The sequence below is a fragment of the Micromonospora sp. Mcm103 genome (genome assembly GCF_024519755.1).
Classification (GTDB): Bacteria; Actinomycetota; Actinomycetes; order Mycobacteriales; family Micromonosporaceae; genus Micromonospora; species Micromonospora aurantiaca.
The window spans coordinates 141,415-165,285 of record NZ_JALJRJ010000013.1 but is presented as its reverse complement, the minus strand read 5'-3'; the positions used below and the strand labels follow the sequence as shown (position 1 = coordinate 165,285).

The 23,871-nt window shown below is 72.8% G+C and carries 22 protein-coding genes; 15 read left to right on the top strand and 7 right to left on the bottom strand.

Going from position 1 to position 23,871, the window contains the following annotated elements:
* Window positions 1-44: 44 nt before the first annotated feature.
* From sufD to OC439_RS17875, 10 genes are all read left to right on the top strand, one after another.
* Entirely contained in the window at window positions 45-1,187 is a 1,143-nt protein-coding gene (sufD, locus tag OC439_RS17920) for a Fe-S cluster assembly protein SufD (RefSeq protein WP_262014413.1), read from the top strand.
* Window positions 1,187-1,531, top strand: a complete 345-nt coding sequence (locus tag OC439_RS17915) for a non-heme iron oxygenase ferredoxin subunit (protein WP_013475890.1) — start codon at window positions 1,187-1,189, stop codon at window positions 1,529-1,531. The genes sufD and OC439_RS17915 overlap by 1 nt, the downstream gene beginning before the upstream one ends.
* On the top strand, window positions 1,531-2,304 hold the full coding sequence (gene sufC / locus OC439_RS17910) for a Fe-S cluster assembly ATPase SufC (RefSeq protein WP_073831401.1): 774 nt from the start codon (window positions 1,531-1,533) through the stop codon (window positions 2,302-2,304). The genes OC439_RS17915 and sufC overlap by 1 nt, the downstream gene beginning before the upstream one ends.
* An 8-nt stretch (window positions 2,305-2,312) precedes the next feature.
* The gene (locus OC439_RS17905) at window positions 2,313-3,617 is read left to right on the top strand and encodes a cysteine desulfurase (protein ID WP_262014412.1); all 1,305 of its coding nucleotides are present in this window, start codon (window positions 2,313-2,315) and stop codon (window positions 3,615-3,617) included.
* The gene (sufU, locus tag OC439_RS17900) at window positions 3,617-4,090 is read left to right on the top strand and encodes a Fe-S cluster assembly sulfur transfer protein SufU (RefSeq protein ID WP_135241163.1); all 474 of its coding nucleotides are present in this window, start codon (window positions 3,617-3,619) and stop codon (window positions 4,088-4,090) included. The genes OC439_RS17905 and sufU overlap by 1 nt, the downstream gene beginning before the upstream one ends.
* 76 nt (window positions 4,091-4,166) lie before the next feature.
* Window positions 4,167-4,619, top strand: coding sequence for a metal-sulfur cluster assembly factor (locus OC439_RS17895; protein WP_410054933.1), 453 nt, complete (start codon window positions 4,167-4,169; stop codon window positions 4,617-4,619).
* A 673-nt stretch (window positions 4,620-5,292) separates the two neighbouring features.
* Window positions 5,293-5,946: a LysE/ArgO family amino acid transporter gene (locus OC439_RS17890; RefSeq protein ID WP_262014411.1), complete on the top strand. Its 654-nt coding sequence runs from the start codon at window positions 5,293-5,295 to the stop codon at window positions 5,944-5,946.
* 352 nt (window positions 5,947-6,298) lie between these two features.
* Window positions 6,299-10,003, top strand: a complete 3,705-nt coding sequence (locus OC439_RS17885; protein WP_262014410.1) for a M12 family metallo-peptidase — start codon at window positions 6,299-6,301, stop codon at window positions 10,001-10,003.
* Window positions 10,004-10,087: 84 nt separating this feature from the next.
* Window positions 10,088-10,726, top strand: coding sequence for an acVLRF1 family peptidyl-tRNA hydrolase (locus OC439_RS17880; protein WP_262014409.1), 639 nt, complete (start codon window positions 10,088-10,090; stop codon window positions 10,724-10,726).
* A 162-nt stretch (window positions 10,727-10,888) separates the two neighbouring features.
* Window positions 10,889-12,100, top strand: a complete 1,212-nt coding sequence (locus OC439_RS17875) for an RCC1 domain-containing protein (protein ID WP_262014408.1) — start codon at window positions 10,889-10,891, stop codon at window positions 12,098-12,100.
* Window positions 12,101-12,172: 72 nt separating this feature from the next.
* Here OC439_RS17875 and OC439_RS17870 read toward each other — a convergent pair whose 3' ends face one another.
* Complete coding sequence (locus OC439_RS17870) at window positions 12,173-13,087, bottom strand: neutral zinc metallopeptidase (RefSeq protein ID WP_262014433.1); 915 nt, start codon at window positions 13,085-13,087, stop codon at window positions 12,173-12,175.
* Window positions 13,088-13,333: 246 nt separating this feature from the next.
* On the opposite strand from OC439_RS17870, the gene OC439_RS17865 reads away from it, so the two are divergent.
* The 4 genes from OC439_RS17865 to OC439_RS17850 all read left to right on the top strand — a co-directional run bounded on the left by OC439_RS17865 (window position 13,334) and on the right by OC439_RS17850 (window position 18,396).
* The gene (locus OC439_RS17865) at window positions 13,334-14,941 is read left to right on the top strand and encodes an ABC-F family ATP-binding cassette domain-containing protein (protein WP_043329650.1); all 1,608 of its coding nucleotides are present in this window, start codon (window positions 13,334-13,336) and stop codon (window positions 14,939-14,941) included.
* 301 nt (window positions 14,942-15,242) lie between these two features.
* On the top strand, window positions 15,243-15,470 hold the full coding sequence (locus OC439_RS17860; RefSeq protein ID WP_007072022.1) for a helix-turn-helix domain-containing protein: 228 nt from the start codon (window positions 15,243-15,245) through the stop codon (window positions 15,468-15,470).
* 43 nt (window positions 15,471-15,513) lie between these two features.
* Window positions 15,514-16,281 carry an enoyl-CoA hydratase/isomerase family protein gene (locus OC439_RS17855; protein WP_262014407.1) on the top strand — a complete coding sequence of 256 codons (768 nt, stop codon included), beginning with the start codon at window positions 15,514-15,516 and terminating at the stop codon, window positions 16,279-16,281.
* 132 nt (window positions 16,282-16,413) lie between these two features.
* Window positions 16,414-18,396, top strand: coding sequence for an ABC transporter ATP-binding protein (locus OC439_RS17850; protein ID WP_262014432.1), 1,983 nt, complete (start codon window positions 16,414-16,416; stop codon window positions 18,394-18,396).
* Window positions 18,397-18,497: 101 nt separating this feature from the next.
* Here the strand turns inward: OC439_RS17850 and mug are convergent, their stop codons facing one another.
* From mug to OC439_RS17820, 6 genes are all read right to left on the bottom strand, one after another.
* Window positions 18,498-19,118 (bottom strand): G/U mismatch-specific DNA glycosylase, encoded by a 621-nt coding sequence (mug, locus tag OC439_RS17845; RefSeq protein ID WP_262014406.1) that lies wholly within the window; start codon window positions 19,116-19,118, stop codon window positions 18,498-18,500.
* A gap of 112 nt (window positions 19,119-19,230) precedes the next feature.
* On the bottom strand, window positions 19,231-19,992 hold the full coding sequence (locus OC439_RS17840) for an SDR family oxidoreductase (RefSeq protein ID WP_262014405.1): 762 nt from the start codon (window positions 19,990-19,992) through the stop codon (window positions 19,231-19,233).
* Window positions 19,993-20,023: 31 nt separating this feature from the next.
* Complete coding sequence (locus OC439_RS17835) at window positions 20,024-20,470, bottom strand: hypothetical protein (protein ID WP_262014404.1); 447 nt, start codon at window positions 20,468-20,470, stop codon at window positions 20,024-20,026.
* Complete coding sequence (locus OC439_RS17830) at window positions 20,467-21,285, bottom strand: DUF692 domain-containing protein (RefSeq protein ID WP_262014403.1); 819 nt, start codon at window positions 21,283-21,285, stop codon at window positions 20,467-20,469. The genes OC439_RS17835 and OC439_RS17830 overlap by 4 nt, the downstream gene beginning before the upstream one ends.
* Complete coding sequence (locus OC439_RS17825; RefSeq protein WP_262014402.1) at window positions 21,282-22,196, bottom strand: TIGR04222 domain-containing membrane protein; 915 nt, start codon at window positions 22,194-22,196, stop codon at window positions 21,282-21,284. The genes OC439_RS17830 and OC439_RS17825 overlap by 4 nt, the downstream gene beginning before the upstream one ends.
* 104 nt (window positions 22,197-22,300) lie before the next feature.
* Complete coding sequence (locus OC439_RS17820) at window positions 22,301-22,873, bottom strand: TetR/AcrR family transcriptional regulator (RefSeq protein WP_194803152.1); 573 nt, start codon at window positions 22,871-22,873, stop codon at window positions 22,301-22,303.
* Between the two features lie 104 nt (window positions 22,874-22,977).
* Here OC439_RS17820 and OC439_RS17815 point away from each other — a divergent pair, with 104 nt between their 5' ends.
* The gene (locus tag OC439_RS17815) at window positions 22,978-23,823 is read left to right on the top strand and encodes a carbon-nitrogen hydrolase family protein (RefSeq protein WP_262014401.1); all 846 of its coding nucleotides are present in this window, start codon (window positions 22,978-22,980) and stop codon (window positions 23,821-23,823) included.
* The last annotated feature ends 48 nt before the right edge of the window (window positions 23,824-23,871 follow it).

Below are 23,871 nucleotides of genomic sequence, written 5' to 3'. Positions count from 1 at the left end.
CTCGCCTCACTGACACCGTCGTCGCTGAACAGACCAAGGAAGAGATGACTACCCAGGCTTCCGCGCCGCCCACGACCAAGTCGCAGGCGCTCCGCTCGTACGACGTCGCCGACTTCCCGGCCCTGACCGGCCTGGAGGAGGAGTGGCGCTTCACCCCGCTCAAGCGCCTGCGCGGCCTGACCGGGTCGGCGCAGGGTGCGACCGGCACGGTCCGGCACGAGTACGGTGACCTGCCCGCGGGCGTCACCGTCGACCGGATCGGCCGGGACGACCCGCGGGTGGGCAGCGTGCTCACCCCGTTCGACCGGGTCAGCGCGCTCGCGTACGGCGGGGCCGACGGCGCGCTGCTAGTGCGCGTCGACCGCGACGCGGTGGTGGAGCGGCCGGTGCGCCTGCGGGTGGTCGGCGAGAACGCCGAGGCGCTCGCCTTCGGTCACACGTTCGTCGAGGTGGACCGGTTCGCCGAGGCGACAGTGGTGATCGAGCACGTCGGCTCGGCCACGCTTGCCGACAACGTCGAGGTGACTGTGGGCGACGGGGCGAAGCTGACCCTGGTCACCGTCGCCGACTGGGCCGACGACGCGGTGCAGGCGCAGCACCTCAAGGTGCGGCTGGGCCGCGACGCCCGGATCGTGCACGTGCAGGTCAGCCTCGGCGGCGACCTGGTCCGGCAGTACACGTCGGTGGAGTACGCCCAGCGCGGCGGCGAGGCCGAGCTGTACGGCGTCTACTTCGCCGACTCCGGCCAGCATCTGGAGCACCGGCAGCTGGTCGACCACACCGTGCCGGACTGCCGCAGCAACGTCGGCTACCGGGGCGCGCTGCAGGGCGACGACGCGCACACGGTCTGGGTCGGCGACGTGCTGATCCGCGCCGAGGCGACCGGTACCGACACGTACGAGATCAACCGGAACCTGCTGCTCACCGACGGCGCGCGGGCCGACTCCGTACCCAACCTGGAGATCGAGACCGGCGAGATCGCCGGCGCCGGGCACGCCAGCGCGACCGGCCGGTTCGACGACGAGCAGCTGTTCTACCTGATGGCCCGGGGCATCCCGGAGGCCGAGGCGCGGCGCCTGGTGGTGCGCGGCTTCTTCGCCGAGCTGATCAACAAGATCCCGGTCGAGGACCTGCGCGAGCGCCTGGGCGACGCCATCGAGGCCCGGCTGGCGAAGGCCGGCGCCTGATGCTCAAGATCTGCTCCACCGAGGACGTGCCGAAGGGCACCGCGATCAGCGCCGACGTGGACGGCGTGCAGGTCGCGATCGTGCACGGCGAGGACGACGTGTTCTACGCGGTGCACGACGAGTGCTCACACGCCGCCGTGGCGCTGTCCGAGGGCGAGGTCGAGGGTTGCACGCTGGAATGCTGGCTGCACGGATCCCGTTTCGACCTGCGTACCGGTGAGCCCACCGGGCTGCCCGCGACCGAACCCGTACCCGTCTATCCCGTCGAAGTCCGCGACGGCGACATCTACCTTTCCGTGGACGGCGACGGCCGTCCGCTGCCGAGCAATGGAGTGACCCGCTGATGAGCACCCTGGAGATCCGCGACCTGAAGGTGTCGGTCAAGCTGCCCGAGGGTGAGCTCAAGCCGATCCTGCACGGTGTCGACCTGACCGTGCGCTCCGGCGAGACGCACGCCATCATGGGCCCGAACGGCTCCGGCAAGTCCACGCTGGCGTACTCGATCGCCGGTCACCCGAAGTACGAGATCACCGGCGGCGAGGTGACCCTCGACGGCGAGGACGTGCTGTCCATGTCCGTCGACGAGCGGGCCCGCGCCGGTCTCTTCCTGGCCATGCAGTACCCGGTCGAGGTCCCCGGCGTGTCCGTGGCCAACTTCCTGCGTACCGCCAAGACCGCCATCGACGGCGAGGCGCCGAAGCTGCGCACCTGGGCCGGCGAGCTGCGCGGCGCCATGGAGAAGCTCCAGATGGACCCGGCGTTCGCCCAGCGCAACGTCAACGAGGGCTTCTCCGGCGGCGAGAAGAAGCGGCACGAGATCGTGCAGCTGGAGCTGATCAAGCCGAAGATCGCGATCCTCGACGAGACCGACTCCGGCCTGGACGTGGACGCGCTGCGCGTGGTCAGCGAGGGCGTGAACCGGGTGCGCGACACCGGTGACACCGGTCTGCTGCTGATCACCCACTACACCCGCATCCTGCGCTACATCAAGCCCGACTTCGTGCACGTCTTCGTGGCCGGACGGATCGTCGAGCAGGGCGGCCGGGAGCTGGCCGACAAGCTCGAGGAAGAGGGCTACGAGCGGTACGTCGCCGGGGCCGGCGCGGCGCGGGCCTGAGACTCGACATGACCTCGATGGCCATCCCGGCGGGCATGCCGCAGTACGACGACGTGCCCCGCTTCGACGTGGCGAAGGTGCGGGCCGACTTCCCGATCCTCGACCGGGAGGTCAACGGTCACCCGCTCGTCTACCTGGACAGCGCTAACACCTCCCACAAGCCGCGGCAGGTGCTCGACGTGCTCGCCGAGCACTATGCGCTGCACAACGCCAACGTGTCGCGCTCGGTGCACACGCTGGGAACCGAGGCGACCGAGGCGTACGAGGGCGCGCGGGCGAAGATCGCCGCGTTCATCAACGCGCCGAGCGTGGACGAGGTGGTGTTCACCAAGAACTCCACCGAGGCGATCAACCTCGTGGCGTACGCGTTCTCCAACGCGTCGCTGCGCGCGGACGGCGACCCGCGGTTCCGGTTGGGCCCCGGCGACGAGATCGTGATCTCCGAGATGGAGCACCACTCGAACATCGTCCCGTGGCAGCTGCTGGCGGAGCGCACCGGCGCGACGCTGCGCTGGTTCCCGGTCACCGACCAGGGCCGGCTCGACGAGTCCGGCCTGGACGACCTGGTCACCGAGCGGACGAAGATCGTCTCGCTGGTGCACATGTCGAACATCCTCGGCACCGTCAACGCCACCGCGCGGATCACCGCGCGGGTCCGCGAGGTCGGCGCGCTGCTGCTGCTCGACTGCTCGCAGTCGGTGCCGCACCTGCCGATGGACGTGGTCGACTACGACGCCGACTTCATCGTCTTCACCGGGCACAAGATGTGCGGTCCGACCGGCATCGGCGTGCTCTGGGGCCGGGGCGAGCTGCTCGCCGCGATGCCCCCGGTGATGGGTGGCGGCTCGATGATCGAGACGGTGACGATGGCGGGCTCGACGTTCGCCGCGCCGCCGGCCCGGTTCGAGGCGGGCACCCCGCCGATCGCCGAGGCGGTGGCGCTCGGCGCGGCGGTGGACTACCTCACCGCGATCGGCATGCCGGCCGTCCAGTGGCACGAGAAGGAGCTGACGGCGTACGCGCTCGACGCCCTCGCCACCGTGCCCGGCCTGCGGATCTTCGGGCCGACCGTGCCGGTGGGCCGGGGCGGGACGATCTCGTTCGCGCTCGGTGACGTGCACCCGCACGACGTCGGGCAGGTGCTCGACTCGCTCGGCGTGCAGGTGCGGGTGGGCCACCACTGCGCCAAGCCGGTGTGCACCCGCTTCGGGGTGCCGGCCATGACGCGGGCGTCGTTCTACCTCTACACCACCACTGCGGAGATCGACGCCCTGGTGGCGGGTCTGGAGCGGGTGCGGAAGGTGTTCGACTGATGCAACTTGAATCTCTCTACCAAGAGATCATTTTGGACCACTACAAGCACCCGCACGGCCGTGGCCTGCGGGACGCGACGGACCCGGCTGTCCGGGTCGGCGAGGCGCACCACGTCAACCCGACCTGCGGCGACGAGATCACCGTGCGGGTGGCGACCGACGGCAGCGTGTTCACCGACATCTCGTACGACGGGATGGGCTGCTCGATCAGCCAGGCGTCGGCGAGCATCCTGCACGAGCTGCTGCGCGGCAAGGCCGCGAGCGACGCCGCTGTGGTGCACGAGGCGTTCGTGGAGTTGATGTCCGGGCGGGGCCAGGTCACGCCGGACGAGGACGTGCTCGGAGACGGGGTGGCGTTCGCGGGTGTCGCGCGCTACCCGGCCCGGGTGAAGTGCGCGCTGTTGTCGTGGATGGCGTTCAAGGACGCCGCGGCACGCGCCGGGGTGGGCGTGAGCCCGGAGGTGAAGGCATGAGCGAGCGGCAGCGAGCGAATCATCGAAGCAGCGCGAAGGTGTCTCATGCCGGCGCCGAGCGAAGCGAGGGGGCGGCATGAGCGACGAGAACATGACCTCGGAGACCGGCGCGGTGGCGACCGACGGCACCGTCGCCGGTGGCGCGGCCGTCAATGGGGCTGTCGCCGGCGGCACTGCCGCGGGTGCGGCGGCGCCGGCCGGCGGCAAGGCCGCGATCGGTGACATCGAGGAGGCGATGAAGGACGTCGTCGACCCCGAGCTGGGCATCAACGTGGTCGACCTCGGCCTGGTGTACGGCGTCCACGTCGACGACGAGAACGTCGCCACCCTGGACATGACGCTGACCTCGGCGGCCTGCCCGCTGACCGACGTGATCGAGGACCAGGCGCGGCAGGCGCTGACCACCGGGCCCGGCGGCGGCCTGGTGAACGACATCCGGATCAACTGGGTGTGGCTGCCGCCGTGGGGCCCCGACAAGATCACCGACGAGGGGCGCGACCAGCTCCGCTCGCTCGGCTTCAACGTCTGACCGTTCTCCCGGTCACCGCCACGGGCGCGGCACCCCTGCCAAGGGGATGCCGCGCCCGTCGTGTCTGCGGGCTTGATCGACACCGTTACGCCGAAGTGGTGGGGTCGGAGTCGCTTTGATGCCGCTACATCGGCGTAGTGGTGTCGATCAAGGTGGGCTGTCGGCACTGCCATCGGCGGCGGGATCGGGACCGGCGAGATCTTGGTACGAGATCGCCCCTTGGGCGGCCGTTTCCTTCCGTGACCTCCTCGCTTCCCTCATGCCGGGAGCCGGCTCCCTCGTTGTGGGAAACTGTCCGCCTGTTCGGCTTGATCGACACCACTTCGCCGAAGTGGTGTGGTCGGAGTCGCTTTGATGCCGCTACATCGGCGTAGTGGTGCCGATCAAGGTGGGCTGTCGGCACTGCCATCGGCGGCGGGGCCGGGAACGGCGAGATCTTGGTACGAGATCGCCCCCGAGGAGGCAGATTCGTACCAAGATCTCCAGCCCAGCCCAGCCCAGCCGCGGGGTGCGCGTGCGGGCGCGCGGGAAAAGCGGTCGCGGGGTGGGGGAGTGGGGCGCAGGATGAGCGGGTGATCGAGGCGTACCCGAAGCAGGTATCTGTCCGTGCGGCCACTGCCGCGCGTCGACAGCGCACCCTGCCCTCGGCCGCCTCGACCCATCACCCGTCGTCGTGACCGGGGCGTTCCTGGCCGGCCTGGTCGCCGGCTACGGCGTCGCCATTCCGGTCGGCGCGATCGCGATCCTCATTCTCGGACTCAGCGCACGTACCTCGTTCCGGGTCGGTGCGGCTGCGGCGCTCGGCGTGGCCACCGCCGACGGGCTCTACGCTGCCGTGGCGGCGCTCGGCGGGGCCGCGGTGGCGAGCCGGCTCGCGCCGGTCGCGGGTCCGTTGCGGCTGGTCGCCGCGGGGGTGCTGCTGGCTCTCGCCTGCCTCACCGCCCGACGCGCGCTGCGCCCACCGGCCACAACGCACCCGCCGAGCCCGTCGGGCACGACGCAGGAGCCGAGTGCGCGGGGAGGCATGGACACGCCGGTTCGGGCGTTCGCCGCGGTTCTCGCGCTGACCCTGCTCAACCCGGCCACTGTGGTCTACTTCGTGGCGCTCGTCCTCGGCCGTGGCGACGTGCTCGGCTCCGGCCCGCCGGCCGCTGCCGCCTTCACCCTCGGGGTGTTCCTCGCCTCGGCGAGCTGGCAGGTGCTGATCGCCGGGGGCGGCTCGCTGATCGGCCGGGCCCTCACCGGCCCTCGGGGGCGGCGGGTCACCGCGCTGCTGTCCAGCGTCATCATCGCGGCCCTCGCGGTCGCTACTCTGTTCGGCGTCTGACCGAAGGGGACGGCCCGGCATGTCGGGCCGTTTGTCGGGCCGTTCATGATCCGTTACCGGGGGATCGGCCGAACCGGCAGCCCGGGGCGGCGGAAAGATCCAATCCCGGTCCGGTGTCCGACCACAGGTGTGCTCGGCCGTCAGGTCGGCCGTCTCCGCTGTGCGAAGCGCGGATCCCGTAGGCCGGGACGACCCGGATCACCGTCCAGGTAGAACCACATCGTCTTTGCGGGTGATGTTCGAGCTCGCGAGTGGTCCTAGGGTCACGGAACAATCCGTGGACCGTTCACGTACGTCCGGTCATCCCCGCCGGTCGTGCGCCAGTCCACACCCGACCGACCAGGGAGAAGACTTGAGGATCACCCTCGGGCGCCTGCCGCGCGACCGGCAACCCGCCGGACCGCCTCGGCGTGGACGGACCGCTGCCCTCCTCGTCGCCGCGCTGGCCGCGGCGACGCTTCCCGTTCTCGCGGCGCCCGCGCCCGCCTCCGCCGCTCCCGGCGTCCACGGACCGTGGCAGAAGGTGGACGGCACGCCGGCCGCTACGAAGGCGGGCCGCAAGGCCGCGATCAAGGCCAAGCGGCTGGCCGCGTACAAGCTGGACCGCGGCACCATGCAGGGCCTGCTGGACAAGGCGCCGGCCGAGAAGCGCGTGGCGGTGGCCCGGGTGGCGAAGCAGGTGGTGTCGCTGCCCGCTCCGGACGGCACGTTCCAGCGCTTCGAACTGGTCGACTCGCCGGTCATGGAGGCCGGCCTGGCCGCGAAGCACCCGGAGATCACCACGTACGCCGGCAAGGGCCTTGACGACCCGGCGGCGACCATCCGCGCGGACCTCACCCCGCTCGGGTTCCACGCCTCGGTCCGGTCGGCCAAGGGCAACTGGTACATCGACCCGTACTACCAGCGCGACCAGAGCCTGTACGCGAGCTACTTCGCCCGCGACCTGGAGCACCCGGAGGGCGAGTTCGTCGAGCGTGCGGACGTCACGCAGGAGGCGCACGCGCTGGCCGAGGAGATCGCCGAGGCAGACGTCCCGGCCGGGCCGCTGGTGAAGCTGCGCACCTACCGGGTGGCGCTGGTGACCGACCCGTCGTACGCCACCTACTTCGGCGCGGAGAACGTCACCGCCGCGAAGGTGACGCTGATGAACCGGGTCACCCAGATCTACGAGGACGAGACCGCGATCCGGCTCGTCCTGATCGACGACACCGACAAGACCAACCTGAACACGCCGGCCCTGGCCGCCGAGCCGAACGGCCCGTGCGGCGCGGCGGCCTGCTTCACGCCGGCTCAGCTCACCTCCTGCGGCGGCGGCACGCTCAGCCGGAACCGGATCGTGCTCGGCCAGCTGGTCGGCGCGAGCAACTACGACGTGGGCCACATCGGCCTGGGCGTCAACGGCGGCGGCGTGGCCAGCCTCGGTGTGATCGGCGGCAACGGCAAGGCGCAGGGCTGCACCGGCCTGCCGACGCCGGTCGGCGACTTCTACGCGGTCGACTACGTCTCGCACGAGATGGGTCACCAGTTCGCCGGCAACCACACCTTCAACGGCACGCAGTACAACTGCTCGGGCGGCAACCGCAGCGCGGCCAACTCGTACGAGCCGGGCAGCGGTTCGTCGATCATGGCGTACGCGGGCATCTGCCAGCAGGACAACCTCCAGCCGCACAGCGACCCGTACTGGTCGCACCGCAGCTACACCGAGATCACCAACTACGTCACCTCGAACCGCCCGGCGATCAACGAGGTGCAGAACGTCTCGCTGTACGGGTTCGACGCCGACGGTGACTCGTTCACCGTCAGCTACGCGGGCGCCGACTCGGCGCCGATCGTGCGAGGCGTCAACTACACCACCGCCGGCATCAAGGCCGCGATCGAGGGCATCGCCGGCTGGCCGGCCGGCGCGACCGTCACCGTGGCCGCGTTCGGTGGCAGCGGCACGCTCAACGACAACGGCTTCCAGGTGACCTTCGGTGGCACGCTGGCGACCACGAACGTGGCGTCGCTGGAGCTGACGAACGCCGCCGGTGCCTCCGGGTTCGTCGGTGAGACGGCGAAGGGCGGCGCCATCGACAACGGCGGCTGGCTGGTCGAGGAGACCACCAACCACGCCCCGGTGGTCACCGTGCCGGACACCGTCACCATCCCGGTGCGTACGCCGTTCGCGCTGACCGGCAACGCCACCGACGCCGACGGCGACACGGTCACGTACCTGTGGGAGCAGAACGACAGGGGTGCCACGACCGGCACCGCGCTGACGAACAACACGAAGGTCAACGGCCCGCTGTTCCGGGTGTTCGGCGAGGCGGCGATCGTGTCGCCGACCGACACGCTGAAGTACTACTCGCCGGGTCTGAACGCGGTCACCACCGACTCGACCCGGGTGTTCCCGGACCTGCGGCAGATCCTGGCCGGCAACACCAACGCCGCCACCGGCACCTGCCCGGCGCCCCCGGCGCCACCGGCCACCGGTGGCGCCTCGAACGTGCCGGCCGAGCTGGTCGACTGCTACTCCGAGTTCCTGCCCACCCGCGACTGGGTCGGCATCGCGGGTGACCGGACCCTGCACTTCAAGCTCACCGCCCGGGACGGGCGGCTGGGTGGCGGCGGCATCGGCAGCGCCGACGTCGCCGTGGTGCTCGCGCCGGACGCGGGTCCGTTCCTGGTGACCTCGCAGGACACCGCCGCGGTTCTGGACGGCGGCTCGACCCAGACCGTGACGTGGGACGTCGCGGGCACCGACGTGGCGCCGGTGAACGCCGCCCAGGTGAAGATCTCGCTGTCCGCCGACGGCGGGCTGACCTTCCCGTACGTGCTGGCCGAGCAGACCGCGAACATCGGCACCGCGACGGTGACGCTGCCGAACGTGGCGACCGGGAAGGCCCGGATCAAGATCGAGGCGCTCGGTAACGTCTTCTTCGACGTCAACGACGCCGACTTCACCATCCGCTCCGCCCCGGTCGTCACCAGCACCGCCCCGGACGGCGGCGTGCGCGTCCAGTACAGCGACGCGCTCTCGCCCGCTGTCACGGTGACCGCCACCGACGGCGACACCGCGGGCGCGGACCTGACCGCTGCCGCCACCGGGCTGCCCGCCGGCCTGTCCCTGGCCGTCACGAGCACCTCGGCGACGGACGCCCGCCCGGGTACGCGTACCTGGACGGTCGCCGGCACCACCACGGCGGCCCCGGGTGAGTACCCGGTCACCGTGACCGTGTCCGACGGCTCCGGGCTGACCGGCAGCACCTCGTTCACCGTCACCGTCGCCGCCGAGGACGCGGCGGTCAGCTGGGCCGGTGACACGCTCGTCAACACCGCGACAGGCGGCGCGTCCGGCCAGGCCCTGCTGCGGGCCGTGGTCCGGGACGGCTCGGTGCTGCCCGGCGCCACGGACACCACAGCCGGTGACATCCGTACCGCCACCGTCACCTTCACCAAGGACGGCGTGACGCTGTGCACCGGTGTGCTCGGCCTGCTCGGCACGGCCACCACCACCGCGTCCGCGGCGTGCACGGCCACCCTGCCGAAGGGCACGCACACCGTCACCGCGACCGTCGGCGGCAACTACACGGGCAGCACCACCGCCCAGGTGACTGTCGCCGTCTCCGACGGCGGGTTCCTCACCGGCGGCGGCGAGTTCACCGCCACCCTCTCGGCGGGGACCTACCCGGCCGACGTGAACTCCACGGTCGAGGTGGAGCTGAACGCGAAGCCGGGCAAGGCGAACAAGCCCGCCACGGGTAAGGCCGAGGTCGAGTTCCGCTCCGGCGGGAAGTCGTACACGATCAGGGCCGACACCGTCGACGCGCTCGGCGTCACCTCGGCGGGCAAGGCCGCCCTGGTGCGCTACCAGGCCGCCCTGTACGACAACAAGGGCAAGCTGGTGGCCTCCGGCCTGACCCTGGCCGTGACGGTGACCGACCGGGGCGCCCCCGGAAGGAACGACACCGTCGGGGTCACGCTGTGGAAGGGCGGCGCCCTGCTGTTCTCGTCCGACTGGACGGGCGGCGCGACCGCCGAGGTCAAGCTGAAGGGCGGCAACCTCACCGTCCACTGATCCACGGATAGGCGCGGGAGGGCACCGGTCACGGTGTCCTCCCGCGTTGCGTTCCCCGGCCCGTCGATGGCGTACCGTCGGGCCATGAGCAGCCGACCCGCCGCCGGGGGCGGCCGGTGGGTCGAGGTCGATCCCGGCCGCGTCGCCCGCTGGGTCGAGGGTTTCACCGACCGGCACGGCCCGCCGGCGACGACCGTCCAGGAGTACGGGCTGCTGCTCGCCGCCCCGGACGGCGCCACCGCCGAGTTGCACACTCCGCCCGGCGCGAGCGCGTCGGCGGACGTACCCGGATTCGTCGCCTCCGCCGCGGCGGCCCGACGGCTCGGTCTGCTGCTGGCCCGCAAGGGCGCCGTGGCGGTCGGTATCGCCGACGGCACCGACCTGGTGGTCTCCAAGGTGGACACCCGGTACGTGCAGGGGCGTACCGCGGCGGGCGGCTGGTCCCAGCAGCGGTTCGCCAGGCGGCGCGACAACCAGGCGAAGGCCGCCCTGGGCGACGCGGCCGAGCTGGCCGTACGCCTGCTGTTGCCGGAGGCGGGCACGCTGGCGGCGCTGGTGTGCGGCGGCGACCGGCGCGCGGTGGACACCGTGCTGGCCGACCGCCGGCTGGCCCCGCTCGCGGCGCTGCGCGCGCCGCGCCTGCTCGACGTGCCGGAACCCCGGCACGCGGTGCTGGTGGCCGCAGTCGCCGCCGCCCGGGCGGTCCACATCCTGGTCCGCTGAACAGGAAAGATCACCTCAAGACGTCGCAATCCCGCTCCTCCATGGTGCATCGAATCGACTCGATGCCTATCGTCGGTGTCACGAAGCCGGGTCTCCGGGCGACCCGCAGGGCAGCTTCGCCTCCGCCATCACGCGCCGACATCGTTGGGAGAGAACAACTTCATGAGCGGATATCAGGACGGCCGGCTGCGGGCCCGGTGGCGCCGTGCGACGAGGCTCCTCGTCGCGGCGGCGGCGATGAGCGCCGGAAGCCTCGTGCTCACCGCCGCGCTCACGGCCGGTACGGCGAACGCGGGCCCGGTGCAGCGCGCCGCGCTCGCCGCGCCCACCGTCAGCAGCGTCACCGCGGGCGGCGCGCACACATGCGCGATCAGCACCGACGGGGGACTGTGGTGCTGGGGCTCGAACTACGGCGGCCAGCTCGGCGACGGGACCACCACGAACCGCAGCGCCCCGACGCGGGTCGGCACCGCCACCTGGACGAACGTCGACGCCGGCTCCGGGCACACCTGCGCGGTCCGCACCGACGGGACGCTGTGGTGCTGGGGCTCGAACTTCCGGGGTCAACTCGGCGACGGGAGCACCACCAGCCGCAGCACCCCGGTGCAGGTCGGCACCGCGACCACCTGGGCCCGGGTCGACGCCGGCCCCCAGCACACCTGCGCGATCCGCACCGACGGCACGCTCTGGTGCTGGGGCTTCAACCGGACCACGCAGCTCGGCGTCGGCGCCTCGCCGTACGTCGCGAACGCCCCGCTGCAGGTCGGCACGGCCACCGACTGGGTGAGCGTCTCGACCGGCTACGGGCACACCTGCGGGATCCGGACCGGCGGCACGCTCTGGTGCTGGGGGTCCAGCTCGGACGGCCAGCTCGGGCTCGGCAACCTGGCGCCCCAGACCGCGCCCGCGCAGGTCGGCACCGCGACCGGGTGGACCGGCGTCGCGGCCGGGTACGCGCACACCTGTGGGGTCCGCTCCGGCGCGCTGTGGTGCTGGGGTGAGAACGGGTACGGGCAGCTCGGCGTGAGCGGCACGTACCGGACCGCGCCGGTGCAGATCGGCACGGCCACCACGTGGAACCGGATCGCCGCCAGCAGCGACACGTCCTGCGCGTCGCGTACCGACGGCAGCCTGTGGTGCTGGGGCAAGAACTCGGCCGGGCAGGTGGGCGACGGCAGCACCACCCACCGGTCCGCGCCCGTCCAGGCCGGTACGGCCACCACCTGGACCGGCGGCCTCGCGGTCACCGACCACGGCTGCGGCATCCGTACCGACGGCGGTCTGTGGTGCTGGGGTGACAACAGCGGTGGTCAGCTGGGCGACGGCACCACAGTCAACCGGTCCACGGCGGGTCAGGTGACCCTGCCGGCCTGACCGGCCCCCCGGACACGACATCGGCCCCGCACCGTCGGTCTGGCGGCGGTGCGGGGCCGATACGCCGGGCTGCTACTGGCCCGAACCGAAGGTGTCGCAGGACTTCGGGTCACCGGTGGTGAAGCCCTTGGTGAACCACTGCTTGCGCTGCTCCGAGCTGCCGTGGGTGAACTCGTCCGGGTTCACCGGCCGGCCGGACCGCTGCTGGATCGCGTCGTCGCCGATCTTCTCGGCGGTGTCGATGGCCTGCGAGATGTCCTGCTCGGTGATGCTGGTGAAGATCTTCTGGCCCTTGTCGTCGGCCGTGCCGGTGGCGTTCTTCGCCCACGCCCCGGCGTAGCAGTCGGCCTGCAGCTCCAGCTTCACCGAGAGCGCGTTCGCGCTCTGCGGGTCGCGCTGCTGCTGGCGGCGCATCTGCGCCTCGGTGCCGAGCAGGTCCTGCACGTGGTGGCCGTACTCGTGGGCCAGCACGTACGGCTGGGCGAACTCGCCCTCGGCGCCGAGCTGGTCGGCGAGCAGCTTGTAGAAGGTGAGGTCGATGTAGACCAGGTCGTCGGCCGGGCAGTAGAACGGGCCCACGCCCGAGTCGGCAGCGCCGCAGGCGGTGCTCACGTTCTGGCTGAAGAACACCGTCTTCGACGGCCGGTACTGCTCGCCGAACGCCTCCGGCATCGCGGTACGCCAGTACGCCTGGATCGAGTTGACGTAGAGCGCGTTGCGGCAGTCGAGCTGCTTCAGCGCGTCCTGCGCCGAGCACTTCTGCTCCAGCGAGGTGTTGTCGCCCTGCTCGTCACCGCCGCCGTTGGTGGCGGCGTTGAGGCCGAAGCCGCCGCCCACCAGGGCGACCAGTACGGCGATGATGATGCCCACGATCCCGCCCCGGCCGCCGCCGATCGGGATCGGAATGCCCATCCCGCCGCCTCCGCCGGACCCTCGCCGGTCGTCCACCTGGCTGGTGTCGACCCGCGCGTTCTCGTTCAGCTCCATGTTGACCCCGATCACCGATGTGTCCGTATGTGATGGTTGCGGTACCGGACCGGGTCCGGACGGCGGTCTCCGTACCCGATGATCTTGCACGGTAATCCGGGGGAGAGGGCCCGCGGGGACCGGTACACTTGGCCCCGTGCTGCGCTGCGAAGGCTGAACCGCCCCGCGCCGACGGGAAATACCACCCGCCGGCGCTTTCGCGTGCCCTGAATCAGCCCTTCCGGACCCGAGAGCGAGTACTCCGAGATGATCACTGCCACCGGCCTGGAACTGCGTGCCGGTTCCCGGATCCTGCTGTCCGACACCACCCTGCGGGTGCAGCCGGGCGACCGGATCGGCCTGGTCGGCCGTAACGGCGCCGGCAAGACCACCACGCTCAAGGTGCTCGCCGGGGAGGGGCAGCCGTACGGCGGGCAGATCGATCGGCGCAGCGCCATCGGCTATCTGCCGCAGGATCCGCGTACCGGTGACCTGGACGTCACGGGCCGGGACCGGGTGCTCTCCGCCCGCGGCCTGGACGTGCTCATGGCGCAGATGAAGGAGCTGGAGAACAAGCTCGCCGAGGGCGCCGACGACGAGCGGCTGGTCCGCCGCTACGGCGCGCTGGAGGACCAGTTCGCCTCGCTCGGCGGCTACGCGGCCGAGGCCGAGGCGGCCCGCATCTGCGCCAATCTCGGCCTGCCCGACCGGGCCCTGGCGCAGACCATCGGCACGCTGTCCGGCGGTCAGCGCCGCCGCATCGAGCTGGCCCGGATCCTGTTCCGCGACGCGGGCGAGAACGGCGGCGGCATCCTGCTGCTCGACGAGCCCACGAACCACCTCGACGCCGATTCGATCACCTGGCTGCGCGGCTTCCTCGCCAACCACAAGGGCGGCCTGATCGTGATCTCCCACGACGCCTCGCTGCTGGAGGCCGTCGTCAACAAGGTCTGGTTCCTGGACGCCACCCGGTCCGTGGTCGACACGTACAACCTGGGCTGGAAGGCGTACCTGGAGGCGCGCGAGACCGACGAGCGGCGCCGCCGCCGGGAGCGCGCAAACGCCGAGAAGAAGGCCGGCGCCCTGATGGCGCAGGCGGACAAGATGCGGGCCAAGGCCACCAAGACCGTCGCCGCGCAGAACATGGCCCGGCGCGCCGAGCGCCTGCTCTCCGGCCTGGACGAGGTCCGCGTCGCGGACAAGGTCGCGAAGGTGCGCTTCCCGAGCCCCGCGCCGTGCGGCAAGACGCCGCTGACCGCGACCGGCCTGTCCAAGTCGTACGGGTCGCTGGAGATCTTCACCGACGTGAACGTCGCGGTGGACCGGGGTTCCCGGGTGGCCATCCTCGGTCTCAACGGCGCCGGCAAGACCACGCTGCTGCGGATGCTCGGCGGGCTGCTGGAGCCGGACACCGGCGAGGTACGCCCCGGGCACGGGCTGCGGCTCGGCTACTACGCCCAGGAGCACGAGACGCTCGACGTGGACCGGACGATCCTGGAGCACATGCGCAGCGCCGCGTCCGACCAGACCGACACCGACCTGCGCAAGATCCTCGGCGCGTTCCTGTTCTCCGGCGAGGACGTGGACAAGCCGGCCGGGGTGCTCTCCGGCGGCGAGAAGACCCGGCTGGCGCTGGCCACGCTGGTCTGCTCCGGCGCCAACGTGCTGCTGCTGGACGAGCCGACGAACAACCTCGACCCGGTCAGCCGCGAGCAGGTGCTCGACGCGATCGCCCGCTACCCGGGCGCGATCGTGCTGGTGACGCACGACCCGGGCGCGGTCACCGCGCTCAAGCCGGACCGCGCCATCCTGCTGCCCGACGGCGACGAGGACGCCTGGTCCGACGACCTCCTGGAGCTGGTAGAACTCGCCTGACCCCGCTCTCCTCCCCCAGGGCACTCTGCTGGTCGATCATGAAGTTGGCGGCACTTTTGGAGATCCACATCGCCGTCAACTTCATGATCGACGGGGTGGGGTCTGTGGGGTCTGTGGGGTCGACGGGCTCGTCCGGCGGGGCGGTACGGATCAGCCGGCCGGAAGGATCACTCTATCGGGAAGCTGACATTGCGTAGCGTGTCGGTTGGCGAATAGTTGATATCTGGCGCATGATCGTCCGAGGCGGTCTAATAGGTGGGACCGTATCCGAACCGCACAGTCTGGGACGTGAGGAATCAGCATGGCAGCCACCGGCACAGCCACCAGCACTGAGAAGGGTCGCCGGATCGTCGGGGCCGAGCGTCAGACGCTCGCCAAAGACCTGGTAAAGCGGTACACCGGCGGAGAGAGCATCCGTGCTCTGGCGGCCTCGACCGGCCGTTCCTACGGGTTCATCCACCGGGTGCTCACCGAGTCCGGGGTGCAGCTGCGGCAGCGCGGCGGCGCCCGGCGCCGGAAGAAGGCGTGACCCGCCCCCCAGCGTCGTCCATCAGCGCGTTCCGGGGCGTCCGGTGACCGCCGAGACGACCGGAGTGCGCTTCGACTGCGACGGGCCGGTCGCGACGGTGACGTTGTGCCGGCCCGACGTACTCAACGCCCAGACCCCGGCGATGTGGCGCGCCATGAGCGACTTCTCCCGGGACCTGCCCGGCGACGTGCGCGTCGTCGTCGTACGCGGGGAGGGGCGCGCCTTCTCCGCGGGCCTGGACCTGGCGGTCGCCGGTGCGACCGGGCCGGGCTCCTTCGCCGAGCTGGCCGCGATGCCGGAGGCGGAGTGCGCCGACCGGATCGCCGAGTACCAGGGCGGCTTCACCTGGCTGCACCGGCCGGACGTGGTGTCCATCGCCGCGGTGCAGGGCCACGCCATCGGCGCCGGCTTCCAGCTCGCGCTGGCCTGTGACATGCGGGTGCTCGCCGCCGACGCGAAGCTCTCGATGGCCGAGGTGACCCTCGGCCTGGTTCCCGACCTGGCCGGCACGCGCCGCCTCGTCGAGCTGGTCGGCTACTCCCGGGCGCTGGAGATCTGCGCCACCGGCCGGCGGATGGACGCCGCCGAGGCGGACCGGATCGGCCTGGCCACGCTCGTGGTGCCGAACGACGAGCTGGACGGCGCCGTGCGTGATCTCTCCGCCGGGCTGCTCGCCAACAACCGGGACGCGATCATCGAGATCAAGGCGCTGCTCGCGGGCGCGGTCGACCGTTCGCACGCCGAGCAGCAGCGCGCCGAGCGGGAGGCGCAGACCCGGCGGATCCGGGACCTGGCCGGGCGGGGCGAATAGCCGGTACGGCGATTTCGTAAGGACCGTTCGGGAAGATCTGGGTTACTCGCGAGGTTGTCACAGGCGTCGGGAGAATGGACTCCGACGGTTCATGCTGCCCCGACGACCCGGAGGTGACGAGTGTCCCACCCGATGGCCGGCGGCGGCATGGGCGGCTGGAGCATGCTCCGGTCGCTGCGTAACCGCGACGAGGTCTCCGCCCACGAGCTCAAGCGCGGCACCGCCCGGCGGATCGTCGCGTTCGCCCGGCCCTACCGGCGCGACATCGTCGTCTTCCTGATCACCGTGATCGTCGCCGCGGTGATCGGCGTGGCCACGCCGCTGCTCGCCGGCGACGTCATCGACGCGATCGCCGGCGGCGGAGCGGACGCCCGCTCGACTGTCGTCCGGCTCGCCCTGATCATCGCCGCGCTCGCCGTGGCCGACGCGGTCTTCTCCCTGATCCAGCGCTGGTATTCGGCCCGCATCGGCGAGGGCATCATCCTCGACCTGCGCACCCGGGTCTACGACCACGTCCAGCGGATGCCGCTGCAGTTCTTCACCCGCACCCAGACCGGCGCCCTGGTCAGCCGGCTCAACAACGACGTGCTCGGCGCCCAGCGGGCGTTCACCTCGACGCTGTCCGGGGTGGTCAGCAACGTCATCCAGCTCGTGCTCACCGCGGCTGCGATGCTTGTGCTGTCCTGGCAGATCACCGTGCTGGCGCTGGTGCTGCTGCCGATCTTCATCATCCCGGCCCGCCGGGTGGGCCGGCGCCTGGCCGAGATCACCCGCGAGTCGTACAACCTCGACGCCAAGATGAACGCGACGATGACCGAGCGGTTCGGCGTCGCCGGCGCGCTGCTGGTCAAGCTGTTCGGCGCGCCGGAGGTGGAGGCCGACCGGTTCGCCCGCCGGGCCGAGCGGGTGCGTGACATCGGCATCCAGTCCGCCATGTACTCGCGGACGTTCTTCGTGGCGATGCTGCTCGTCGCGTCGCTGGCCCAGGCGCTGACGTACGGCGTCGGTGGCTGGCTGGCGGTCACCGGTGCGGTCAGCGCCGGCACCGTGGTCAAGCTGGCGCTGCTGCTGACCCGTCTCTACGGTCCGCTGACCGCGCTGTCCAACGTGCGGGTCGACGTGATGAGCGCGCTCGTCTCCTTCGACCGGGTCTTCGAGGTGCTCGACCTGCGCCCGACCATCGCCGAGAAGCCCGACGCGGTGGCGGTGCCGCGCGGCAACGGCCGGGTCGAGTTCCGCGACGTGCGCTTCCGCTACCCGAGCGCCGCCGAGGTGTCCCTCGCCTCCCTGGAGGAGGTCTCGACCCTCGACCGGACGGTGAACGAGCCGGTGCTCAGGGGCGTCTCGTTCGCCGTCGAGCCGGGTCAGATGGTGGCCCTGGTCGGTCCGTCCGGCGCCGGCAAGTCGACGCTGTCCATGCTGATCTCCCGGATCTACGACGTCAGCGACGGCCAGGTGCTGGTCGGTGGCGTCGACGTACGGGACGCGACGCTCGCCTCCCTGCGCGACGAGATCGGCGTGGTCACCCAGGACTCGCACCTGTTCCACGAGACGATCCGGGAGAACCTGCGCTACGCCAAGCCGGACGCCACCGACGACGAGATCTGGGCGGCGCTGGCCGGCGCGCAGGTCGCCGACCTGGTCCGGGCGCTCCCGGACGGGCTCGACACGACTGTCGGCGAGCGGGGCTACCGCTTCTCCGGCGGCGAGAAGCAGCGCATCGCCATCGCCCGGCTCCTGCTCAAGGCCCCGTCGATCGTGATCCTCGACGAGGCCACCGCCCACCTGGACTCGGAGAGCGAGGCGGCGGTGCAGCGGGCGCTGTCGGTGGCGCTGACCGGGCGTACCGCGCTGGTCATCGCGCACCGGCTCTCCACGGTGCGCGACGCCGACCAGATCCTGGTGCTCGACGAGGGCCGGATCGTGGAGCGCGGCCGGCACGACGAGCTGGTGGCGGTCGGTGGCCTGTACGCCGAGCTGTACCGCACCCAGTTCGCGGTCACCGACTCGCCCGCGCCCCACGCCGAGGCCGAGCAGCCCGAGCCGGTGGTGACCACGGTGCCGATGGGCACCTACGTCGCCCACGAGGCCATGCCCCCGGCCGCCGCCAACTAGCGACCCGACGAGGCCACACGACCGACCGGCCAGCCGACTGACCGACGGGCCGACTGACCGGCCGGGCCACCGACGGCCCGCCGGCACCGGACGACCGAGGCCTAACCTGCGGCGACCGCGGCGCGCAGCTCGGCGAACGCGGCACCGAGCGTCTCCGGCGTGAAGTGGGCGTTCAGGCCGCTCGGGTTGGGCAGCACCCAGAGCCGGGCCGCCGCGAGCGGCTCCGGCTGCGGCCCGAAACCGGCCTTCGGCCGGGCGAACCCGATCCGGTACGCGGTCACTCCGACCACCGCCACCCAGCGCGGCCGGTAGTGCTCGACCTTCGCGGTGAGCGTGGCCGCGCCGTCGACCAGTTCGCCGGCGGTCAGCTCGTCGGCACGGGCGCTGGCCCGGGCCACCATGTTTGTGATGCCGAGGCCCAGCGCCGGAAGCGTGTCCTGTTCGCTGGGGTGCAGCAAACGCGGCGTGAAGCCGCCCCGGTGCAGGGCGGGCCAGAACCGGTTGCCCGGCCGGGCGAAGTGCCAGCCGGTGGCCGCCGACCACAGGCCCGGGTTGATGCCGACGAACAGCACGTCCAGGCCGGGCGCGATCACGTCGGGCAGCAGCCGGTCGGCCGCCGCGGCGAGCTGCTCGCGGCTGGGCCGGGGATGGCGGCGGGCGGGCGTGCCCGGTCCTGGCGCGGCCTCGGGCCGCCCACCGCCCGGCCGCCGTCGATCGCTCACCGGCCCACCGTCCCGAGTGACCGGCCCGCCGCGGGCGCGGCAACCCGCACCCGGCTCAGCGGAGCCGCCGCCGCGGGAAGCACCGGTGCCGGCGCGGGAAGCCCGGCCACCGTCACAGCCCGCGCAGCGCGCCGCCGTCGACCGGAACGGTGATCCCGGTGACGTACCCGGCGGCGGGGGAGAGCAGGAACGCGGCCACCCTGCCGAACTCCGCCGGGTCGCCGATGCGTCCGAGCGGGATCGCCGCCTCGGCCTGCGCGCGGGCCCGCTCGGGGTCGCCGGAACCGGCAAGCAGCTCCCGGTTGCGGTCGGTCATGATCCGTCCAGGCAACAGGCTGACCACGCGTACGCCGCGCGGGCCGAACTCGTCCGCCATGTCCTTCGCGACGCCGGCCAGCCCCGGCCGCAGCCCGTTGGAGATGCCGAGGCCGGGCAGCGGTCCGCGTACCGAGGTGGACAGCACCAGCCCGATCGCGCCGCCGTCGGTGAGCGCCCCGGCAACCGTGCGGGCGAGCCGGACGCTGCCCAGGAAGACCGTCTCGAACGACTCCCGCCACTGCTCGTCGGTGACGGTGGCGGCGGTGCCGGGCGGTGGGCCACCGACCGAGATCAGCGCGCCGTCGAGGCGGCCGAAGTGTTCGCGGGCGGCGGCGACGAGCCGCTCCGGGGTGGCGGGGTCGGCGAGGTCGGCGGTCAGCCCGATCGCCCGCTGCGGGTCACCGAGCGCCTCGATCGCGGCGGCCACCCGGTCCGGGGTACGCGCGGAGATGACCACCCGGGCGCCGTCGGCGACGAGTTGTTCGGCGGTGGCGAAGCCGAGGCCGCCGGAGGCGCCGGTGAGCACGTACACCCGGTCGGCGAGTCCGAGATCCATGCACCGATCCTGCCGTACCGGCGGGTGCCTGTCAGCGCGGGGCGGGCCGCACCAGGCGTACCCGGCCGGCGACCTGAACCGCGACGGCGCCGCCGGCCCGGGCGAGGGCCGGCAGCCGGCGTGGCCGGGGCGGGCGGCGGCCGTCGTAGCGGCTCGCGGCCTCGCGCGCGGCCAGCTCCTCCGCGCCCAGCGGCGGCAGCGCGTTCCGGCCGCGCAGGTCGCGGGCGAGGTCCCAGCCGTCGCGCAGCGACCCGTTCGTGGGGCGGCCGTCGGCCCACGTGGTGAACGCGGCCGGCCAGTCCGGCCCGAGGCCGGCGGCGAGCAGCGGCCAGTGCCGGGCCACGTCCCCGGCCCGCTTGCGCAGCAGCGCCCGGCGGGCCGCCTCGACCGGGGCCGGGGCGAAGCCGCGCGGCAGCGGTCCACCGGCGACGAGCGCGGCGACCAGTTCGGCCTGCCGGGCGGCCAGGTCGCCGCTCACGTGACCACCGGGTGGCCGGACGCGGCGGCCAGCGCGTCCAGCTCGCCGCGCAGCTCGGCGGCGGGCGGGTAGTGCCCGTCGCGTTCCAGCAGCAGCGCGGGCGGCGGGCGCCTGGTGCACAGCTCGCGGACCAGGTCCAGCACGGCCTCGGGCACCGGATCGGTGTGCGTGTCGTGGTAGAAGCCGCCGTGCTCGGCGCCGCCCGCGACGTGCACGTAGGCGATGCGTTCCAACGGCAGCCGGTCCAGCAGCGCGGCCGGGTCGCCGCCCCGGTTGCGGGCGTTGGCGTGCACGTTCGCCACGTCGAGCAGCAGCAGCGCGTCGGTGGCGTCGAGGATCTCGGTGAGGAAGTCCGCCTCGTCCAGCTCGTCGTCCGGCCAGTCGAACAGCGCCGCGATCGGTTCCAGGGCCAGCGGCACCGGCAGCTCCGCCTGCGTCCGCCGCACGTTCGCCACCACCGCGGCGACCGCCTCGCGGCTGCGCGGCAGCGGCAGCAGGTGACCGGCCTCCAGGCCGCCGGCCCGCACGAACGCGATGTGCTCGCTCACCAGCGGCGCGTCCAGGGCCGTGGCCACCCCGGCCAGGTGCGCCACCCGGGCCCGGTCGACAGGCTCCGCGCCGCCGAGGGACAGCCGCACCCCGTGGGGTACGACGTCGACGCCGCGTCCGCGCAGCTCGGCGAGCCCGTCCGGGAGCGGCCCGGCCGGGGCGACCGCCTCCGCGACCACCTCGACGAAGCGCAGCCCCGGCAGCCCGGCGACGAAACCGGCGATCTCGGGGCGCCAGCCGATGCCGACGCCGGACGGGCCGCTCATCCGCCGCACCCGCCTCCGCCGCAGCCACCGCCCCCGCCGCACGAGCTGCCGCCCCCGCAGGAGCTGCCGCCGGCGGTCGCCCCGCCGCCGCACGAGGTGCCGGAGCTGGCGCCGCCCGCGTTGCCCATGGCCTGCCGCTGGATCTCGGCCTGCTCCGCGAAGCCCGGATCCATGGTCCAGAGCGTGGCGGTGCCGAACAGCGCCACGCCCAGCGCCACGTCCGTCGCACCGTACGTGGAGTACGCCGGCCCGGCGGCCGGTCGCAGCCAGGCGTGCCGGCGGCGCATGTCGTTCAGCGCGGCGGTGGCCGCCCGGGTGCGCCAGGGCACGCGGTTGAGCAGCACGAACGCGAGGCCGAGCGGGAACAGGCTGAGCAGCAGCCAGCCGGTGGGCCGGTCGTTCAGCAGCCCGGAGACCACGCGCACGATGCCGATGACCAGCAGGGCTCCGACCAGCAGGGCGCCGCGCCGCAGCGTCCGGCGCCGCTCCTGGTCCAGGGCGAGACCTCGGCGTACCAGGCCGTCGCGCAGCTCGTCGAGCGCACGCCGCACCCACTCGTCGGCGGCCAGGTCCCGGGTCCGCAGGCCGCGGCTCGCCGCGTGGTGGACCGCCTGGTCCAGCGGAGTGGCACCGGCCGGCAGCGGACCGCCGGTGGTGAGCCGCCGGTCCGGCCGGACGCCGACCGCGCCGGCGTGGCGCAGCCCGCCGAGCGCGGCCCAGACGGCGAGCTGGTCACCACCGTTGAGGTAGGCGACCTGCTGCGGACCCAGGTCCCCGTACGCGGTCACCGGCGTGCCCGCCAGCATGCGCCGCCGGTACACGATCGCACCGATGACCAGGACGACGGCGAGCAGGAGGTACCAGCGCAGGAATACGGGGCCGGGGATGCCCCAGGTGTCGGAGGGGGTCATCGTCTGCTCCTGTCGCGAGGAGGGGTCGCGGCTCATTGTGGAGCAGGCGCGCCAGAGTCGATCTCCTGGAGGGGCGTAGTTACCGGACCGAGACCGGCGCCGGTTCAGTGCCGGCGGACGGCCTCCTCGACCAGGTCGAGCACCCGGGCCAGGTCGCCGGCCGGACGGCCCATCGCCAGGTGCAGCACCAGCCCGTCGTAGGCCAGCTCCAGGAACTGGGCGAGCACGTCGATCGGCACGTCGTCGCGGAGGACGCCGGCTTCGCGCTGGCGCAGCAGGCGCTCCCGGGTGGCCGCGGCGATGGCCTCGGACCGTTCCGCCCAGCGCTTGGCGAATGCGGGGTCGGTGCGCAGCCGGCGGGAGACCTCCAGCTGGCTGCCGAGCCAGCCGGTGGTGTCCGGCGAGACGGCCCGGGCCAGCAGGTCGCGCATGACCTGCACGAGGCCGTTGCGGGCCACCGTCTCCACCATCGCGGCGGCGTCGTCCTCGGCCACGGCGAGGAAGAGGGAGTCCTTGTCCCGGAAGTGGTGGAAGATCGCGCCCCGGGACAGGCCGGTGGCCTCCTCCAGTCGCCGTACGGTGGCGCCCTCGTAGCCGTGCCGGGCGAAACACGCCCGCGCCGCCGCGAGGATCTCCTGTCGGCGCGCGTCGAGCTGGTCCTGACTTACTCTGGGCACGAACGGATCGTCGCAGGTGGAACCGGCCGATGCAAACCGTACGTACGGCTTGAGAAGCGCCGACACTTGATCATCTGGCACCGCCCGATGGTTACGATCGGCGGGTGACCGCCCTTCCCGCGCGCCCGCTCACCGTCGCCGCCGTCCAGGCCCAGCCCGTCCCCGGCGACGTCCCCGGCAACGCCCGCACCGCCGCCCGCCTCGTCGGCCGGGCCGAGGGCGCCCGCGTCGTGGTGCTGCCCGAGCTGTTCCTGCCGGCGTACCACCCGCCGACGCTCGGCGCCGACCCGGAGGGCACGGACGTGGCAGCCGACGCCGACGGCCGGGTGAGCGACGTCCGGCTGGACCCGCTGCGCTCCGCCGCCGCCGACGCGGGCGCCGCAGTGGTGATCGGCGCCGCCGTCCGCCACCCCGACCGGCGGCGCACCATCTCCTCGCTCGTCGTGGACCCGGCCGGCACGGTCACCGCCGCGTACGACAAGCAACAGCTCTGGAGCGGCGAGCGGGAGCTGTTCGACGCCGGCCGCCGGGGCGCGACGCTCGAGGTCGACACGTGGCGGCTGGGACTGGGCGTCTGCTACGACGGCTGCTTCCCGGAGCACGCGCGGGCCGCCGCCCGCGACGGCGCGCACGGCTACCTCTGCCCGAGCGGCTACCTGGCCGGCTCGGCACACCGCCGCGACCTCTACTACGCGGCCCGCGCGCTGGACAACACCATGTACGTGGTGTTCGCCAACGCGGTCGGCGGCGCCGATCCGTGGCGCTTCAACGGCGGCGCGGCGGTGTACGACCCGGAGGGCCGGCCGCTGGCCCGGGGTGCCGACACCGGCGAGGACGTGCTGGTGGCCACGCTGGACCCGGACGCGCTGGCCGCCACCCGCGCGGCGCACACGATGCTGCTGGACCGCCCGCTCGACGCCGGGGCGGCTCGCGCCGTCCTCGTGGTCTGATCGCCGTGGCGGGGCCCTCGGCCCTGTCGGTGCTCCGGCCCGTCCCGT